We start from the raw sequence: 16,983 nt of genomic DNA on the forward strand, positions 1-16,983 counted from the left end.
GGGGAAGCGTTAACCTTCGCGTCCTCGGCCGCGGGCCAGCGCCAGGCGGGACGGCTTCGGCAGTTCCAGTGGGAGGACCCGGACCGGGGGCCGCGGTGGCGGATCACCCGGAACGGTGTGGTGGGGGCGGCGTGGTGCCGGGATGGTGGCCTGCCCGGCGCCGCTGACCGGGGCCGGAACGCGGGCCGGCGGCGGCTGGCGGGGGCGTGGTGACACCACCTGGCAGGCGGCCATCGCCGCCCCGGTGGCGGCGGTCAACTGTGCGTCCGGCTCCACCTCGACGGGCACCGGGAGGGCCGCGCTGATCAGTTCGGTCACCAGCGGGACCCGGGTGGAGCCGCCGGCCAGCAGGACGCCGTCGAGCTGCGCCGGAGTCAGGTCGGCACTGCGCACGGCGCGGAGCAGGAGGTCGACGGTGGCCTGCACCGTCGGGCGGATCATGGCCTCGAACTGCGCCCGGGTCACCGGCACCCGGGCCGGGCCGCTCGGCAGGGTCAGCACCACGTCGGCAGTGAGGTCGACGGTCAGTACCCGCTTGACCCGGTCACACTCCGCGCGCAGCCCGCGCAGCGCGGCCTGGGCCCCGCGGCGGCCGGTCGCCGCCAACTCCCGGGCCAGCACGGTACGAGCATGCTCGGCGAGCGCCTCGTCGAAGTCAGCGCCACCGATCGGGTCGAGACCCTGCGGGGTGCCGAACGTCTCGTAGGTGCCGCGTGGGGTGCGGCGTACCAGAGCCGCCTCGAAGCTGTTGCCGCCCAGGGCGTAGACCACGGCGGTGCTGCCCGCGAACCCGCGAGCGGCGTGGCTCTCGGCGACGGTGACTGTGCGGGGCAGCAACGTCACGTGCCGTAGGCCGAGGTCGGACAGTGCCCGGTGCAGCACCTCCCGTCGGTAGGGGCGCCACCCGGCCGGGTGGCTGAGCACGATCGCCTCGGCCGCCCCACCCTCCTGGGCGTGGACCCGCTCCACCACCCACGCCGCCAGTTCGGCGGTCAGCGTCTGCGGCGCGCACGGCTCGCCGCCGAGCAGCACCGGCACGTCGTCGCCGATCCGGTGGACGAAGTCCCGGGTGGTGCGGCTGCCGTCGTCGGTCGCGGGCTCGCCGACGTGCAGCGAACCGTCCTCCGCCAGGCACAACACCGAGGGCATGAGAGGTGCGCCGGCGCTCAGCGGGACGGCCTCGGGACGGGTCCAGGTCGCGCCGCGTCGCCGTGCGACGGCGGCGGCCGTGTTACTGCTTCCGATGTCTATCCCCAGGACGTACGGCATCGTCTCTGTCTCTCCCCGTGAGTCGGCCGGTCGGTGGCGATGGCGTCGGCTGCCCGACGACGCACCCCCGGCGAACCCCGCGGGCTCCTACGTTCGTACCAGAGATCAGTCCCTGGTCGGGACCCTAATCTCGTCGGGACGGTTTCCCCCTGTCCCCCTAACGTACGAGGTGGCGCAGCCCCTAGTTCAACCGCCCCGGATTCGGGCTCAGCCCCGATGCCCGGGGGTGACCCCCGGCAATAGCGTCGTCACCGTCGACGTACGACACCCCGCCAATGCCACATCCGAGGAGAACCGGCACATGGACTCGCAGCAGACGCTCCACGACTTCGTGCTCGACCTACTGACGAACCCGGACGCGCGGTCGGCCTTCGACCTCGACCCCGAGGGCGCGTTGCGGGGCGCCGGGCTCACCGACATCACCGCCGCTGACGTGCAGGACGTCGTGCCGCTGGTCGTCGACTACGCGCCGGGGGCGGGCCTCGCGCCGTTGGCCTCGCCGGTCGAGCAGCTCGGGCTGGACCCGCTGCTCACCGACACCACCGACGTGGTGGGTCAGTTGCAGAGCGTGGCACAGCAGATCAGCATCACCAGTTCGCCCAGTGGCGTGGACGTCAAGGCCGGCGTGCTCGGCGCCATCGCTGTCGACCCGTCGACCGCCGCCGCCGGGGTCACCGTGCTGCCGGGCATCGGTCTGGGTGTCGGCCCGTCCGGCCTCGACACCGACCTGGCCGGCGTCTCCGACGTGGCGCACACCCTCGACGCCGATGTGGTGCAGCCGGTGGACGCGATCGCGGACCCGGTGCTCGGTGACGTGACCGGCACCGTCGGCGACCCGACCGGTCTGCTCGGCGTCACTGACTCGAACCTGATCGGCGGCGACCTGACCGGTGGTGTCCTCTCCGGCACCCACGGTCAGCTCGGCGGGGTCGTCAGCTCGCTGGGTGTCGACGACACCCTCAACGGGCTGGGCCTCGGGCACGGCGACGGTGTCGTCGGCGGGGTCCCGCCGCTCGACGTGCCGTCGACGGTGGGCGGCGTGACGCACCAGGTGGACAGCCTCCTCCCCGGTGTCACCGACACTGTCGGTGACGTGACCGGTGGGGTCACCGATGGTGTGCTCGGCGACTCGCACGCCTCGTCCGATCACGGGCTGCTGGGTGTCACCGGCGGTCTGCTCTGACCCGGATCTCCGGTCGGAGCGGAGGGCCGGATCGTCTCGGGCGGTCCGGCCCTTCCCGGTTCCACATCCGGTCCCTCTTGATAATTAACCTGAAATCCGCACACTTGGTGCGGTGATGGCCGGGATCTGGTTGGACGTGCTGGACGAGATCGCCCGCACCTGCGCTGCACACGGTCGTGGTGACCTACTCCAGACGGTGCGGCAGAAGCGGGCGCAACTGCTGGATCCGACGCTGCGTGTCCTGGTCATCGGTGAGCCGAACCAGGGCAAGAGTCAGCTGATCAACGCGATCATCAACGCTCCGGCCTGCCCGGTCGGCGACGGCCGGACGACTGTCCTGCCCACAGTGGTGCAGCACGCCGAGGCCCCCACCGCTGCGGTGGCGCAGGCACCGCCACCGGCGCCGGGCCACCCCACTGGCACTGCCGCCGCGGCGACCGTCGAGCGGACCCCGGTGGCGCTCAACCAGGTCGCGGCGGGCGTGGCCGGCCTGGTCGGGCGTCGGCCGGGCGGCGGCCCGGCGTACGTCGAGATCGGACTGCCCCGCGCCCTGCTCGGTGCCGGGTTGGTGCTGGTGGACACTCCCGGCGCCGACGAGGTCGCCGGTATCGGCGCCTCCGCCCCGGTCGCCTCGCCGGCCCGCGCGGACACCGTGGTGCTGGTCTCCGACTCCACTCGGGAGTTGTCGGTCGCCGAGCTGAACATGCTGCTGCACATCATGCGTTCGCACCCGAACGTGGTGGTGGTGCAGAGCAAGACCGATCTGGTGGCGGACTGGCGTACGGTCGCTGAGCGCAACCGGCAGCACCTGGCCGAGGCGGGCGTCCCGGCGACGCTGATCCCGGTCTCCGCGGCGCTGCGACTGCGCGCCGCCGCGGCCGACGACCGTGGTCTCAACGCCGAGTCCGGGTTTCCCGCGCTGATCGCCCGTCTGCAACGCGACCTGGCCGGCAAGGCCGACCACCTGGCCCGGGCGGCGGTGCAGACGGTGGCCCGGACGGTGGTGGAGCAGTTGGCGGCGCCGCTGCGCGCCGAGTTGGCGACCCAGGAGGCGGAGGAGCAGTCCGGGCCGATCTCCCGGCTGCACGCGGCGCAGCGCGAGGTCGACGAGCTGCGCCGGTGCTCCACCCGGTGGCAGAACACGCTGACCGACGAGATCACCGACCTGCTGGCCGACCTCGAGTACGACCTGCGCGACCGGACCCGACAGATCCTGCGCGCGGTGGACGAGGCGTTCGACACCGCCGATCCGTTGGTCGCCTGGGACACCTTCCAGGACTGGTTGGAGCGGAGCCTTGTGGAGGCGGCGGAGGCGAACCACGAGTGGCTGATCCAGCGCTGCGACTGGATCGCCCGGCGGGTGGCCGCCAACTTCGACCGGTACGGCTACGACGTGCTTCCGCCCTGGTCGATGACGATGCCGGACGACATCGGCGAGCGACTGCCCGAGCTGCAACGGCCGACGATCGACCGGTTCACGACCGGCCAGAAGTTGTTCACCGGCATGAAGGGCTCGTACGGCGGCATGCTGATGTTCGGTCTGGCGACCACGCTGGCCGGGATGCCGATGATCAATCCGGTTTCGGTCGGCATCGGGGCGCTCTTCGGCGGCAAGAGCATCCGCGACGAGAGCAAGCAGTTGCTCCGTCGCCGGCAGGCGACCGTCAAGACGGCCATCCAGCGGCATGTCGACGACTTCTTCGTCCGGATCATTCGCGACTGCCGGGACGCCGCCCGGCAGGTGCAGCGGATGCTGCGGGACCACTTCACCGGGCTGACCGAGGAGCTTCAGGAGGCCATCGTGCAGTCGTTCCGCAGCGCGAAGCAGGAGGCCGACACCGATGCCTCCCTGCGCGAGCAGCGGCAGCGCGAGATCCGGTTGAAGATGACCCGCCTGGCGGCGGTGTACGAGCAGGCTCAGCAGTTGACCGGTGCCCGTTCCGCCCCGCTGCTGCTGGAGCCGCAGCCGTGACGGTGGGGGTGCGCCTGGATGAGGCGGCGTGGGGGTTGCTGCACCAGGCCATCGAGCTGTACCAGGACAATCCCCGGGCCGTGGCGGAGCTTCGGCAACAGGTGGCCCGACTGGAGCAGCCGCTGCGGATCGCCATCGTCGGCCCGTGGCGGTCGGGCAAGTCGACGGTGCTCAACGCGTTGATGGGCGAGGAGGTGGCGCCGGTCGAGCGGGCGGACGGCGCCTTCACCTGGTACGAGGACGGGGCCGCGCCGCACGCCACCGCCTACCCGGTCGGGCAGCCGCCGCAGGAGTTGGCAGTGGTGAAGTCGGCGACCGGGCTGCGGGTGGATCTGGGCTGGGGTGCGGGGGACGTGCGGGACATCGTGGTGCGGTGGCCGACGCGGGCGCTGCGGCAGATCACGCTGATCGACACCCCGGCGGTCACCGGCGGCGCGGAGCAGGGCCGGGCGCCGGTGTTGGAGCGGGTGCTGCGCGATTCGGACGCGGTGTTGTACCTGACCCGCGACAGTCGCGACAGTGATCTGCGGGTGCTGGAGTCCGCACGGGACAGTGCTGTCGGCCAGTCCGCTCCGGTCAACGTGATCATGGTGCTGTCCCGCGCCGACGAGACCGGTGGAGGCCGGATCGACGGCCTGCTCACGGCACGCCAGCTCGCTCGACGGCACTACCGCGACCCGAGGGTGAACGCGCTCAGCGTCAACGTCGTGGCGTGCAGTGGGATGATCGGGCTGGCCGGCCGGATGCTCGGTGAGTCGGACTTCGCCGCGCTCGCGACCCTGGCCCAGGTGCCCCGGGCGGAGTTGGACGCCCACCTCATCTCCGCCGATCGCTTCCTCCGCGGCGAGCTGCCGGTGCGGCTGGACACCGAGGTACGCGCTGCGCTGCTCGGTCGGTTCGGGGTCTTCGGTGTCCGGCTGGCGGCCACGTTGGTGCGCAGCGGGTTCGACAGCCGGGTGAAGCTCTCCGCCGAGTTGATTCGGCGCAGCGGTCTCACCGAGCTGCGTGAGTCGGTGACGCGCTGTTTCATCGATCGCCGCGATGCGCTGAAGGCCCGGTCCGCGCTGGCCGCGGTGGAGGCGCTGTCGCGGGCCGAGCCCACCCGGGGCTCCGCCGAGTTGGTCGGCGCGGTGGAGCAGATCCTCGCGGGTGCGCACGAGTTCCGGGAGCTGCGCCTGCTGGTGGCGTTGCGGAACACCCGGCTGGGGTTCGACGCGGAGTTGGCCGCCGAGGCGCAGCGGCTGGTCGGCGGCGACGGGGTGGGCCTCGCGGCCCGGCTCGGTGTCGAGCACGAGGCCGACGTGCGGCGGCTCTGGGAGGTCGCCTCCGACGCGCAGTGGCGGTGGCGGGATCGGGCGGAGGATCTGCTGCTCCCGCTGGCGCAGCGGCGCGGCGCTCAGGTGGTGGTCCGTAGTTGCGAGGGGATGATCGCCGAGCTGGTCGCGGGCGGTCGCTGAACGCCGACGATCGCCGGCACGCCGATTGTCGTTCCCGCGGAGACCGCCTCGGACGCCGATGAGGGACGGCGGGGCGGCCGTCCCTCATGCGCGTCACGCCGGGGTCAGCGCGGCTGGTACGTCTGGCAGTCCGCGATGTCCTGACCCGGACCGACCCGGATGGACGGCGCGTGGCACTCCAGTTCGGCGTTGTGCTGGCAGTCGGACCGCTTGCAGGCACCGACCTGGGCGATGACGCGGTCCAGCCCGCCCTTCGCGGAGGTGTCGATGAACGTGGCGCAGTTGGCGTTCTGCTGCCCGATGGTGATGGCGAACGCGTGGCAGCCGTCATGGTTGTAGCCGCAGTCGGTGACAGTGCACTCGTGTACCCGCGGCATCTCCAGCATGTCGGTCATGGCGATCTCGCTTCCGTCGGTGGTGCCGGGTCACCGTCATACCCGGCCTCGACGGGACAAGTCCCTCTCAGCCGTCTCTTTCGGGGATGTTCCGCATAGGCCAGCCTTGCCTAAGCGCTGAATGTGGCGGTCGTCAGCGGGCGTGTCGGGCCCGGCAGCCGTGCGGGTGCCGAAGCAGTGCCTCGATCCGAGCGCCGAGTTCGTCCGGGTGCCGCAGCGGCGCGCGGAAGTGCAGCCGGACGTCCCGGTCGCCAGTGCTCCGCTCCAACCGGAGTACGACACCGTGGCGGTCCAGTCGTACCGGCCGGACCTGGCGGACACCCTGAAGGTGGCGGGCGGGTACCAGTCGGCTCAACCCCTCGACCGTGTGCGGGTGGTGGTGGTCGAGGTGACACAACAGATCGGCCTCGACGGCGGCCAGCGGGTCGGGTTGGGCGGTCGCGAACTCGTCCGCGTCGATACCGGTGGTGCGGCCATCGGCGGTCAGTTCGGCGGTGGCGAGGTCGAGGACCGTCACCAGGTCCTGATCGCTCCCGGTCGGGGCGGCCTCGGCCACCAGCCAGCCGGTGAGCCTGGCGCGTCCGCGCACCCGTTCGCGTACCGGGGTGGGCGCCAGATCCGTCACCTCGACCATCGCGACGGTCTCCCTCTGGTGCGCGAGATGCTCGGCCAGGTGGCAGCCGGCCGGTAGGTCGACCCGCAGCCGCCCGTCGCTCGTCACGACGTGCCGTCCGACGACGTACGCCTCGACGCCCGGGATGTGCAGGGTGAGGGAATCGGCGGCGACGAGCATCGATCGGAGCCGGACGGCCGCGTCGTCCGGGGAGTCCGCCGTGCTGGTCGGGAGCTTGCTCAAGGCGATCATCTCCTAATAAGGTTAGGCTTACCTTACTTGAGAGGCGAAGCATGAATCAGACCCGTCCCAAGGTCAAGCGCTCCCGAGCCCTGGGCATCGCGCTGACCCCGAAGTGCGTGCGCTACTTCGAACGCCGCCCGTTCCCGCCCGGGCAGCACGGCCGGGCCCGACGCACCACCAGCGACTACAAGGTCCGGCTATTGGAGAAGCAGCGGCTCAAGGCGCAGTACGACCTGCACGAGGGGCAGCTCCGGCGCGCGTTCGACCGCGCCGTGCGCCGGCCGGGCAAGACCGGTGACGAACTGATCGTCGAACTGGAGAGCCGGCTGGACGCACTGGTGCTGCGAGCCGGTTTCGCCCGCACCATCTACCAGGCCCGCCAGGTCGTCACCCACCAGCACGTCACTGTGAACGGCCGTCGCCTGGATCGGCCGTCCGCACGGCTGCAACCCGGTGACGTCATCGCCGTGGCGGAACGCAGTCGGGGCAAGGCGCCGTTCGTCGTGGCGGCGGCCGGGGCGCATGCCCCGGAACGTCTCGCCCCCTACCTTGAGGTGAGCCTGCCCGGCCTGGCAGCTCGGCTGACCCGGCTCCCGCTCCGCTCGGAGGTCCCGGTGGTCTGCGACGAGCAACTCGTCGTCGAGTACTACTCACGCTGACCGGGTTGGGAAGGGCCCCGAGTGCGGGCGTGTGCGCCGGGGCCCTCCGTGGATGGATCGCGGCCCGAAAACCGTTATTCGATCTCGCTTCGCACGGTCGTCCCTGACCTGCGGAGATAACGCTCTCACGGATGGTGGGAGAGTGCTTGACGCGCCCGTGATCCGGGCGCAACGATGCATTCACATATCTCGTCCCACCACCGCCAGGCGTGATCGGCGCACGCCGTCCCTCGCACCGCGAAAGGACCCCACCGTGCGCAGATCCCTGAGATCGTGGCTCGGCCTCGCGCTGAGCGCGATCCTCGTGGCGGGCGGCATCGTCGCCGCGCCACCCACGGCAAGCGCCGCACCGTTCACCGTGCTGGTCTTCAGCAAGACCGCCGGATTCCGGCACGGATCCATCACCCCGGGCATCGCCGCGATCCAGCAACTCGGCGCGGCCAACGGCTTCACCGTCGAGGCCACCGAGGACGCCGCCCAGTTCACCGACGCCAACCTGGACCGGTTCGCCGCGGTGATCTGGCTCTCCACCACCGGCGACGTGCTCAACGCCGCCCAGCAGGCCGCGTTCGAGCGCTACATCCAGGGCGGCGGCGGGTACGTGGGCGTGCACTCCGCCTCCGACACCGAGTACGACTGGCAGTGGTACGGGGGACTGGTCGGGGCGTACTTCGCCTCCCACCCGGCCGAGCAGAACGTCACAGTGAAGGTCGCCGACCAGGTGCACCCCTCGACCGCGACGCTGCCGCAGCGGTGGAACCGGTTCGACGAGCTGTACAACTACCGCACCAACCCCCGGGGCAACGCGCACGTGCTGGCCACCCTGGACGAGACCACCTACACCGGCGGGAGCATGGGCGCCGACCACCCGATCTCCTGGTGCCAGAACTACTCCGGCGGCCGAGCCTGGTACACGGGCCTGGGGCACACCGACGCGTCGTACACCGAGGCCAACTTCCGCCAGCACCTGCTCGGCGGCATCCGGACGGCCGCCGGCGCGGTCGACGCCGACTGTGGTCCCACAGTCACCAGCAGCTTCCAGCAGGTGGAGCTGGCCAAGGGCGCGGCCGAGACCGGCGAGCCGATGAGCCTCACCGTCCTACCGGACCGGGGCGTGCTGCACACCTCCCGCAACGGCGTGATCCGGCACACCGACGCCGCCGGCAACACCAAGATCGCCGCCACCCTGCCGGTCTACACCGGCGACGAAGAGGGCCTGCAGGGTATCAAGGCCGACCCGAACTTCGCCACCAACCGCTGGGTCTACGCCTACTTCGCCCCACCACTGAGCACCCCCGGCGGCGGTGCGCCGGCCACCGGCACCCCGGCCGACTTCGCCGTCTGGGACGGCGTCAACCGACTGGCCCGGTTCACAGTGAACGCGGACAACACCATCAACCTGGCCAGCGAGACGTTGATCCTCAACGTGCCGACCAGCCGGGGCATGTGCTGCCACGTCGGCGGTGACATGGACTTCGACGCGGCCGGCAACCTGTACCTGTCCACCGGTGACGACACCAACCCGTTCGACTCGGCCGGCTTCACCCCGATCGACGAGCGGGCCGGGCGCAACCCTGCGTTCGACGCGCAGCGCACCTCGGCGAACAGCAACGACCTGCGCGGCAAGGTCCTCCGGATCAAGCCGAGCGCGGCCGGTGGCTACACCATCCCCGCCGGCAACATGTTCGCCCCGGGCACCGCGCGGACCCGCCCGGAGGTCTACGCGATGGGCTTCCGCAACCCGTTCCGGATGAGCGTGGACAAGGCCACCGGCATCGTCTACCTCGGTGACTACGGCCCCGACGCGGGCACCGCCGACCCGAACCGGGGGCCGGCGGGCAACGTCGAGTTCGCCCGGATCGACCGGCCCGGCTTCTACGGCTGGCCGTACTGCACCGCCCGCAACGACGCCTACAACGACTACACCTTCCCGTCCGGGCCGTCCGGGGCGAAGTTCAACTGCGCTGGCGGGCCGGTCAACAACTCGCCCAACAACACCGGCATCACGCAGCTGCCGCCGGCCGTCCCGGCCTGGTTGCCGTACGGAGGCTCCGGCTCGCCGCCGGAGTTCACCGGCGGTGGACTGTCGCCGATGGGCGGCCCGGTCTACCGGTACGACCCGAACAACACCTCGCCCGTGGCGTTCCCCGAGTACTACGACGGGACCTACTTCGCCGGTGAGTTCGGTCGCCGCTGGATCAAGAACATCAAACTCGACGCGTCCGGCCAACCTCTGAAGATCAACCCGTTCCCGTGGACCGGCACCCAGGTCATGGACATGGAGTTCGGCCCGGACGGCGCGCTCTACGTGCTCGACTACGGCACCGGCTGGTTCAACGGCGACGCCAACTCGGCGCTCTACCGCATCGAGTACGCCCGCGAGGGCAGAGCGCCCGTCGCCAAGGTGTCCGCCACCCCGACCAGTGGCACCGCGCCGCTGACAGTGGCCTTCTCCTCGGCCGGCACCCTCGACCCGGACGGCGACCCGTTCACCTACGCCTGGGACTTCGACAACAACGGCACCACCGACTCGACAGCGGCGAACCCGAGTTTCACGTACACCACCAACGGGACCCGCAGCCCGACACTGACGGTCCGGGACACCACCGGCAAGACGGCCACCGCGAGCGTGGTCGTCACCGTCGGCAACAGCGCCCCGGTGGTCACCGTGAACACCCCGCTGAACGGGCAGACCTTCAACTTCGGGGACGCGGTGCCGTTCTCCGTCACCGTCACCGACGCCCAGGACGGTGCGATCAACTGCGCCCGGGTCAAGGTGAACTACGTCCTCGGCCACGACTCGCACGGACACCAACTGGGCAGCGTGCAGGGCTGCACCGGGGTCATCCAGACCTCGGCCGACGGCGAGCACGACACGGCGGCGAACATCTTCGGCATCATCGACGCCGAGTACACCGACCTGGGCGGGGGCGGCCAGCCGGCGCTGACCACGCACACCCAGGCCGTCCTGCAACCTCGGGTACGCCAGGCCGAGCACTTCGGTGACTCGTCCGGCGTCCAGATCGTCGCCGGGGCAGCCGGGCACGGCGGCGCCGCGGTCGGCTACGTCGACAACAACGACTGGATCTCGTTCCGCCCCTACAACCTGACCGGCGTCCAGTCGTTCAGCGCCCGGGTGGGCGCACCGGCCGGCGGTGGCGGCACGTTGGAGCTGCGGGTCGACTCACCCACCGGGCCGCTGGTCGGTTCGGCCACCGTCGTGCCCACCGGCGGGTACGCGAACTTCGCCACTGTCACCGGCGGGGTCACCGCCCCGACCGGCACCCGGACGCTGTTCCTGGTCTTCAAGGGCACCGGCCCGTACTTCGACATCGACGAGTTCACCCTCTCCACCAGCCCCGGCGGTCCCGGACCGGACCCGGACCCCGATCCCGAGCCGGGCGCCAACCTGGCCCGGGGCAAGCCGGCGCGCGCGTCCAGCTTCGAGGGCGCGTTCGGCGCGGCCAACGCGTTCGACGGCGTGGCCGGCACCCGGTGGGGCAGCGCCTTCGGTGACCCACAGTGGATCGACGTGGACCTCGGCGCCACGTACGCCATCAACCGGGTCAAGCTGACCTGGGAGGCGGCGTACGGCAGCGGCTACCAGATCCAGACCTCGCCGGACGGTGTCAACTTCACCACGATCCGTACGGTGACCGGTGGCGACGGCGGGGTGGATGACCTGACCGGGCTCAGCGGGTCCGGCCGGTACATTCGGCTGCTCGGCACCACCCGGGGGACCGCCTGGGGCTACTCGCTGTTCGAGTTCGAGGTGTACGGCGGCACCGGTAGCCCGACCGGCGGCAACCTGCTGCTGAACAAGCCGACGTCGACGTCCAGCAACGAGGGGGCCGACGTGTCCGGCGCCCAGGCCGTCGACGGGAGCCTCACCACCCGCTGGTCGAGCACGTTCTCCGATCCCCAGTGGATCAGGGTCGACCTCGGCAGTGCCACCGCGATCGGCCGGGTCAAGCTGAGCTGGGAGGCGGCGTACAGCAGCGCGTACCAGATCCAGACCTCGAATGACGGCACCACCTGGACCACAGTGAAGACGGTGACCGGGGCCGACGGCGGCGTGGACGAGCACTCCGCCCTCGGTGCCAACGGCCGTTACCTGCGGATCTACGGCACCGCCCGGGGCACCGGATATGGCCATTCGCTCTGGGAGTTGGAGGCGTACGCGAGCTGAACCACCACCGATGACGTGGCCGGCGCGGTGATCCGTGCCGGCCACGTCCGTCACTGCACGCACGTCGTCCTTGCATATACCGCCTATCGGTATATGCTCTCTGGCATGGCTGAGGCTCCACTTCGGGAACCGACGTTCCTGGTGCTCACCGCGCTGGCGGAGGCGCCTATGCACGGGTACGCCGTCATCGAGGACGTGCTGCGCATCTCCGACGGCCGGGTACGCCTGCGCGCCGGCACCCTCTACTCCGTCCTCGATCGACTCCGCGCCGACGGTCTCATCGAGGTCGAGCGCGAAGAGGTGGTCCAGTCCCGACTGCGCCGCTACTACCGCCTCACCGCCCTGGGCGCGCGGCGGCTCACCGAAGAGGCGTCCCGCCTGCGACACAACGCGGACGCCGCCCGGGTGCGGCTGCGCCGCAGCGGCCTGCTGACCGACGGGGGTGCGGCGTGAGGAGCGACGACCTGGAGCGCCGCTACCGGCGGCTGCTGGCCGTCTATCCGTGGCAACACCGTCGGGTGTATGAGGACGAGATGCTGGCCGTGCTCCTCGCCGGCGCGCGGCCGGGCCAGCGGCGCCCCGGCGCCGCGGACGTGCGGAATCTGGTCGGCGCCGGATTGCGGGCGCGGTTGCGGGTGGGCGCACGGGGGTTCACCGAGCCGAGCTGGGCGGACGCGGCGACGGTGACCGGCCTGCTGGTCGGGGTCGTCCTGCTGGCCCTCGCCGGAAAGGCGCTGCTCGACCAGCTCGTCCTCGCGCCGAAGATGCCGCCCGGGTTCGGGTCGAGCAGCCCGGATCTCGTCGACTGGTTGCGCGTCGCCGGTTGGGCGGGGGTCTGTGCCGCGGTGCTGGTCGGGTGGCGCTGGGTCGCCGCCGGTCTGGCCTGGGCCGGGGTGCTCGGCTGGGGCGCGCTCGTCGCCCCGCAGACCAGCGACAACCCCACATACGTGGTGGACACGTTGCCGCAGTTCGCCCTCGCCGTGGTGGCTGCCGCCGCGCTCACCGTACCGGCGCCGCGTCGCCGGGCGATCACGCTGCTGGGCGTACGCCGACTGCTGACTCTGCTGCTCGCACCGGCCGCGATCGTCGCGCTGCTGGTGACAAACCGGGTGACCAGTCCCGCGTTCGTATTCGTCGGCGGAGCGTCCTATCAGGTCTTCTACGACATCGAGGCGAGCAGTGAGCTGGTCCTCTGGCTCTACGTCGCGGGCCTGGCGGCCGCCGCATCGGCCATGGTGATCGCGGTAGCCACGCTCACTCCGGAGGTACGCCGACGGGTCGTCGTCATGCTCCTGCCCGTGGCAGCCCTCGCCCTGGTGATCGACAGCGCCCTCGCCGGTTGGGTCACCTCGACCATGAACATGGGACACACGATCCCCCTGGTGCCGGCGCAGTGGGCGATGCTGGTGCTCGTCGCGCCGGTGACCTTCCTGGCCGGGGCGCTGCTCGTCCGCCGCCGGGAGGAGACCCTGCGCATGGTCGCGCTGGGCCGGAACGCCGACCGCGAGCAGCCAACGGGTCAGTGAGGCGGCCGGCTGCTCACCCGACGCCCGGCGGCTGTCCATCATCGGCGCGGAACACCGCTCGGCTCACATAGTGCCGGGACTGCCTGTCGAAGCGCCCGAGCAGGTCACGGGCCGCGGGCGGGACAACGGAGGCGGACGGATCGCCGCCGGTGAAGGCCGACACCGCGGCGAGGTCGGTGAATGTCATGGCGGTGAGAAATTCGCTGCCCTCGGCGGGGTCCAGCTCCTGCGGGGAACGACGCAGAACCCGAAGCTCCCGAAGCCCGTCGACGCGCCGGGCGAGGATCGCGGGCGCGATGTCCTGCGTCAACAGCCGGTCGTAGGCGTCAGCGAGAGCGGGCTCGGTCCACCCGCTCCACAGTCGAAGAATCATGACAGCATGCTGTCATTCCAGTAATAGGCTGTCAACGTGCGCTAGCATCCCGGCGATGACCGAACAGAAGCAGGACCGGGTCGACGCGTATCGGCTGCTGATGGCAGACGTGTACGAACTGGCAGGCGAGTCTCGGCGCTCAAGCGAGGAGCTGGCCCGAGAAGCCGGACAAACTGCCGCCCGATGGCACGTGATGAGCGTGCTCTCCGACGGCGCCCGCACCGTCGCGAGCGCGGCGCGCAGACTCGGCCTCGCTCGACAGAGTGTGCAGCGAGTGGTCGACGACCTGGCCCGAGCCGGGATGGTGGAGTTGCACGACAACCCCGATCACCGCCGTGCGCCACTGGTGACACTCACGACAGAAGGGCTGGGCACGCTCACCGGCCTCCTGGAACGCTCGGACGCCGACCGCCGGGACGCCGTCGAGCGAGCGGGTCTCAGCCTCAGCGATCTCGAGAATGCGCGCGCGACGCTCCGAAGGTTGGTGGACGCTCTGCAGAGCCGCTGAACCGCCGCGACACCCACCTCACCTGCTCCCAGGTCGTCAGTCGTCGGCGACGGCCACCGGCTCCGAGCCGATGCAGCGCACCTTCAACTCGTACTCCCGGGCCGCACCCTGGAACGTGACCTCGACGTCGTCGTCCGGGCCTCGGTCCACGTCGCGGACCCGGTAACCCTGCGCGGGCGCCCAGGAGACGAGGCGTACGCCGCCAACGCCGCACTCGGCGACGGCCGTGCCGCCGTCGGTGGCGAACCCCCGGCGGGCCCCGGAGCTGGCGCTCGGCGCGGGCCCCGTCGTGCCCGGCCCGGCCGATGCGGTGCCCGTGGTGCCGGTGGGCACCGGCTCCGGTGAGGCGAGCGCCCGCTCGATCTCGGCCTCGCTGCGCACCCCACCCGGCGTGCCGGTGAGGCTCTCGCCCACCAACCGGATCGCGCCCAGCCCGATCAGGGTCGCGATGGCGGCGGTGGCCACCCATCCGGTGGCGACGAGGATCGAACGACGGCCCATCCCCTGACTATCCCCGATCCGTCCTTGTCGTTGGCACAACCGAACGCTAAGGCGTGGTTAACGTGCGCCTCACCACCGGCGGCAGCGGTTAGCCTGCCAGCTGTGGCCCGCCTGTTGCTCATCGAGGACGACCTGACGATCCGTACCCCGCTGATCCGGGCCCTGCGCGAACGCGGCCACGCGGTGGCCGCGGCCTCGACCGCGATGGCCGGGCTCCGCGACGCGCTGGACGACCGACCCGACCTCGTCGTGCTCGACCTGGGCCTGCCCGACCTGGACGGCCGCGAGCTGCTGAGGATGCTGCGCGCGGTCAGCGCGGTGCCGGTCATCGTGGCCACCGCGCGCGACGACGAGACCGAGATCGTCCGGGTACTCGACGCGGGCGCCGACGACTACGTGGTCAAGCCGTTCACCGCGGCCCAGCTCGACGCCCGCGTCCGGGCGGTGCTGCGGCGGGGCCCCTCCGGTGCCGACGGGCTGGACCTCACGCTCGTCGTCGGCGGGCTCCGCGTCGACCCCCGGGCCCGGCAGGTCACCCTCGACGGTGCCGCGGTCGAGTTGACGCCCCGCGAGTTCGATCTGCTGCACCACCTCGCCGGCCGACCCGGCCAGGTGGTCACCAAACGTGAGCTGCTCACGGAGGTGTGGCAGATCCCGTACGGCGGTGCCGACAAGACCGTCGACGTGCACCTGTCCTGGTTGCGTCGCAAGTTGGGGGAGAACGCCCAACAGCCCCGCTATCTGCACACCGTGCGGGGTGTCGGGGTGCGTCTCGAAGCCCCGGCGGCGCAGCCGTGAGGGCGCGTCTCGCGCTGCTGGTCGCCGCGGTCAGCGTCCTCACCCTCATCGCGTTCCTGGTGCCGTTGGCGCTGCTGGTGCGCACCGTCGCCGAGGACCGGGCCACCGTCCGGGCCACCGCCGACGCGCAGAGCCTGGTGCCGGTGGTCGGCACCGCCGATGCGGCGACCATCCGGCTCACCGTCGAGCAACTCGCCGCGGAGTCCGGGCGGCCGGTGAGCGTCTTCCTGCCGGACGGCACGGTGCTCGGCGCCCAGACACCGCGTACGCCCGCGGTTGCCCTCGCCGCGCGCGGACAGAGCCTCACCGGGGAGTCGGCGGCCGGCCGGGAGGTGGTGATCGCCGTGCAGGGTCGGGCGGACGGCACCGGGGTGATCCGGATCGCGGTGCCGCAGCGCGAGCTGACCGCCGGGGTCACCCGTGCCTGGCTGGTGCTGGCCCTGCTCGGCGTGATCCTCGTGCTGATCGGGCTGCTGGTCGCCGACCGGCTGGCGCGCACCCTGGTCCGGCCCATCAGCGACCTCTCGGCCGTCTCACACCGGCTGGCCAACGCCGAGCTGGACGCCCGGGTCACGCCGGCCGGCCCACCCGAACTGCGGGAGGTGGCCGGCGCGCTCAACCATCTCGCCACCCGGATCCAGGTGCTCCTGGTGCAGGAGCGCGAACAGGTCGCCGACCTGTCGCACCAGCTGCGTACGCCGCTGACGGCGTTGCGGCTGGAGGCGGAGTCGTTGCGGGACCCGGACGACGCCGCCCGGATCACCGCCGCCGCCGACGGGCTCGAACGCGCGGTCACCGGGCTGATCCGCCAGGCCCGGTGGCGGCACGCACCGGCGCAGCCGGCCGTCTCGGACGCGGCGGCGATCGTCGCCGACCGGGTCGCGTTCTGGTCGGTGCTGGCCGAGGACACCGGCCGGGCCGTCACCCTCGATCTGACGCCCGGCCCCCTTCCCGTCGGCGTGGCCGCCGACAACCTGACGGCGGCGGTGGACGCCCTGCTCGGCAACGTCTTCGCGCACACCCCCGACGGGACGCCGTTCGCCGTCCGGCTGGCCCGGGAGGTGGGCGAGGTGGTCCTCACTGTCGCCGACGAGGGCCCGGGCATGCCCACCGGGGCGATCCGGCGGGGAGCCAGCGCGGCCGGGTCCACCGGCCTCGGCCTGGACATCGCCCGACGTGCCGCGCAGGCCGCCGGCGGTCGACTGGAGTTGCGGGCCGGCCCGGGCGGCGGCGCGCAGGTGCTCCTCCGGCTCGGGCCTCCGGCGTCGCCGCCGGACGCATAGGCGCTGCGGCGCCG

General features: G+C 71.7%; 15 protein-coding genes. 10 read left to right on the plus strand and 5 right to left on the minus strand.

Features of this window, described 5'->3' with window-relative positions; genetic code table 11:
* Positions 1-9 precede the first annotated feature (9 nt).
* On the minus strand, positions 10-1,269 hold the full coding sequence (locus tag OH804_RS08090) for an Hsp70 family protein (RefSeq protein ID WP_406063966.1): 1,260 nt from the start codon (positions 1,267-1,269) through the stop codon (positions 10-12).
* Between the two features lie 301 nt (positions 1,270-1,570).
* On the opposite strand from OH804_RS08090, the gene OH804_RS08095 reads away from it, so the two are divergent.
* From OH804_RS08095 to OH804_RS08105, 3 genes are all read left to right on the plus strand, one after another.
* A complete protein-coding gene (locus OH804_RS08095; protein ID WP_406063968.1) occupies positions 1,571-2,452 on the plus strand; it encodes an IniB N-terminal domain-containing protein in 882 nt (293 codons plus the stop codon).
* Between the two features lie 115 nt (positions 2,453-2,567).
* Complete coding sequence (locus tag OH804_RS08100; protein ID WP_406063970.1) at positions 2,568-4,424, plus strand: dynamin family protein; 1,857 nt, start codon at positions 2,568-2,570, stop codon at positions 4,422-4,424.
* Positions 4,421-5,881 (plus strand): hypothetical protein, encoded by a 1,461-nt coding sequence (locus OH804_RS08105; RefSeq protein ID WP_406063972.1) that lies wholly within the window; start codon positions 4,421-4,423, stop codon positions 5,879-5,881. Before OH804_RS08100 ends, OH804_RS08105 begins: the two co-directional genes overlap by 4 nt.
* Before the next feature lie 104 nt (positions 5,882-5,985).
* On the opposite strand, the gene OH804_RS08110 is transcribed toward OH804_RS08105, so the two are convergent.
* Both OH804_RS08110 and OH804_RS08115 read right to left on the minus strand, forming a co-directional pair.
* Entirely contained in the window at positions 5,986-6,276 is a 291-nt protein-coding gene (locus OH804_RS08110; protein ID WP_088991595.1) for a DUF1540 domain-containing protein, read from the minus strand.
* Between the two features lie 133 nt (positions 6,277-6,409).
* On the minus strand, positions 6,410-7,141 hold the full coding sequence (locus OH804_RS08115; protein WP_406063974.1) for a DUF2470 domain-containing protein: 732 nt from the start codon (positions 7,139-7,141) through the stop codon (positions 6,410-6,412).
* A gap of 41 nt (positions 7,142-7,182) precedes the next feature.
* On the opposite strand from OH804_RS08115, the gene rpsD reads away from it, so the two are divergent.
* The 4 genes from rpsD (at position 7,183) to OH804_RS08135 (ending at position 13,506) form a co-directional block, all read left to right on the plus strand.
* Complete coding sequence (gene rpsD / locus OH804_RS08120) at positions 7,183-7,791, plus strand: 30S ribosomal protein S4 (RefSeq protein WP_406063976.1); 609 nt, start codon at positions 7,183-7,185, stop codon at positions 7,789-7,791.
* 253 nt (positions 7,792-8,044) lie between these two features.
* Entirely contained in the window at positions 8,045-11,980 is a 3,936-nt protein-coding gene (locus OH804_RS08125) for a ThuA domain-containing protein (protein WP_406063978.1), read from the plus strand.
* Positions 11,981-12,085: 105 nt separating this feature from the next.
* A complete protein-coding gene (locus OH804_RS08130; protein ID WP_406063980.1) occupies positions 12,086-12,433 on the plus strand; it encodes a PadR family transcriptional regulator in 348 nt (115 codons plus the stop codon).
* Complete coding sequence (locus OH804_RS08135; protein ID WP_406063982.1) at positions 12,430-13,506, plus strand: hypothetical protein; 1,077 nt, start codon at positions 12,430-12,432, stop codon at positions 13,504-13,506. Before OH804_RS08130 ends, OH804_RS08135 begins: the two co-directional genes overlap by 4 nt.
* Before the next feature lie 13 nt (positions 13,507-13,519).
* On the opposite strand, the gene OH804_RS08140 is transcribed toward OH804_RS08135, so the two are convergent.
* Entirely contained in the window at positions 13,520-13,879 is a 360-nt protein-coding gene (locus OH804_RS08140; protein ID WP_406063984.1) for a hypothetical protein, read from the minus strand.
* A gap of 55 nt (positions 13,880-13,934) precedes the next feature.
* Here OH804_RS08140 and OH804_RS08145 point away from each other — a divergent pair, with 55 nt between their 5' ends.
* The gene (locus tag OH804_RS08145; protein WP_196923697.1) at positions 13,935-14,387 is read left to right on the plus strand and encodes a MarR family winged helix-turn-helix transcriptional regulator; all 453 of its coding nucleotides are present in this window, start codon (positions 13,935-13,937) and stop codon (positions 14,385-14,387) included.
* A 36-nt stretch (positions 14,388-14,423) separates the two neighbouring features.
* Here OH804_RS08145 and OH804_RS08150 read toward each other — a convergent pair whose 3' ends face one another.
* Positions 14,424-14,888 (minus strand): septum formation initiator, encoded by a 465-nt coding sequence (locus OH804_RS08150; RefSeq protein WP_406063987.1) that lies wholly within the window; start codon positions 14,886-14,888, stop codon positions 14,424-14,426.
* A 102-nt stretch (positions 14,889-14,990) separates the two neighbouring features.
* On the opposite strand from OH804_RS08150, the gene OH804_RS08155 reads away from it, so the two are divergent.
* Both OH804_RS08155 and OH804_RS08160 read left to right on the plus strand, forming a co-directional pair.
* A complete protein-coding gene (locus tag OH804_RS08155; RefSeq protein ID WP_406063988.1) occupies positions 14,991-15,686 on the plus strand; it encodes a response regulator transcription factor in 696 nt (231 codons plus the stop codon).
* A complete protein-coding gene (locus tag OH804_RS08160; RefSeq protein WP_406063990.1) occupies positions 15,683-16,969 on the plus strand; it encodes an ATP-binding protein in 1,287 nt (428 codons plus the stop codon). The genes OH804_RS08155 and OH804_RS08160 overlap by 4 nt, the downstream gene beginning before the upstream one ends.
* Positions 16,970-16,983 lie beyond the last annotated feature (14 nt).

The organism is Micromonospora sp. NBC_00860, assembly GCF_045207375.1.
Classification (GTDB): Bacteria; Actinomycetota; Actinomycetes; order Mycobacteriales; family Micromonosporaceae; genus Micromonospora; species Micromonospora vinacea.

Excerpts from the sequence above, each read along its gene's own strand:
- OH804_RS08140 (WP_406063984.1), bottom strand. The coding sequence starts at position 13,879 with ATGATTCTTCGACTGTGGAGCGGGTGGACCGAGCCCGCTCTCGCTGAC.
- OH804_RS08145 (WP_196923697.1), top strand. The coding sequence starts at position 13,935 with ATGACCGAACAGAAGCAGGACCGGGTCGACGCGTATCGGCTGCTGATG.
- OH804_RS08150 (WP_406063987.1), bottom strand. The coding sequence starts at position 14,888 with ATGGGCCGTCGTTCGATCCTCGTCGCCACCGGATGGGTGGCCACCGCC.
- OH804_RS08115 (WP_406063974.1), bottom strand. The coding sequence starts at position 7,141 with ATGATCGCCTTGAGCAAGCTCCCGACCAGCACGGCGGACTCCCCGGAC.
- OH804_RS08130 (WP_406063980.1), top strand. The coding sequence starts at position 12,086 with ATGGCTGAGGCTCCACTTCGGGAACCGACGTTCCTGGTGCTCACCGCG.
- rpsD (WP_406063976.1), top strand. The coding sequence starts at position 7,183 with ATGAATCAGACCCGTCCCAAGGTCAAGCGCTCCCGAGCCCTGGGCATC.
- OH804_RS08100 (WP_406063970.1), top strand. The coding sequence starts at position 2,568 with ATGGCCGGGATCTGGTTGGACGTGCTGGACGAGATCGCCCGCACCTGC.
- OH804_RS08090 (WP_406063966.1), bottom strand. The coding sequence starts at position 1,269 with ATGCCGTACGTCCTGGGGATAGACATCGGAAGCAGTAACACGGCCGCC.
- OH804_RS08110 (WP_088991595.1), bottom strand. The coding sequence starts at position 6,276 with ATGACCGACATGCTGGAGATGCCGCGGGTACACGAGTGCACTGTCACC.
- OH804_RS08095 (WP_406063968.1), top strand. The coding sequence starts at position 1,571 with ATGGACTCGCAGCAGACGCTCCACGACTTCGTGCTCGACCTACTGACG.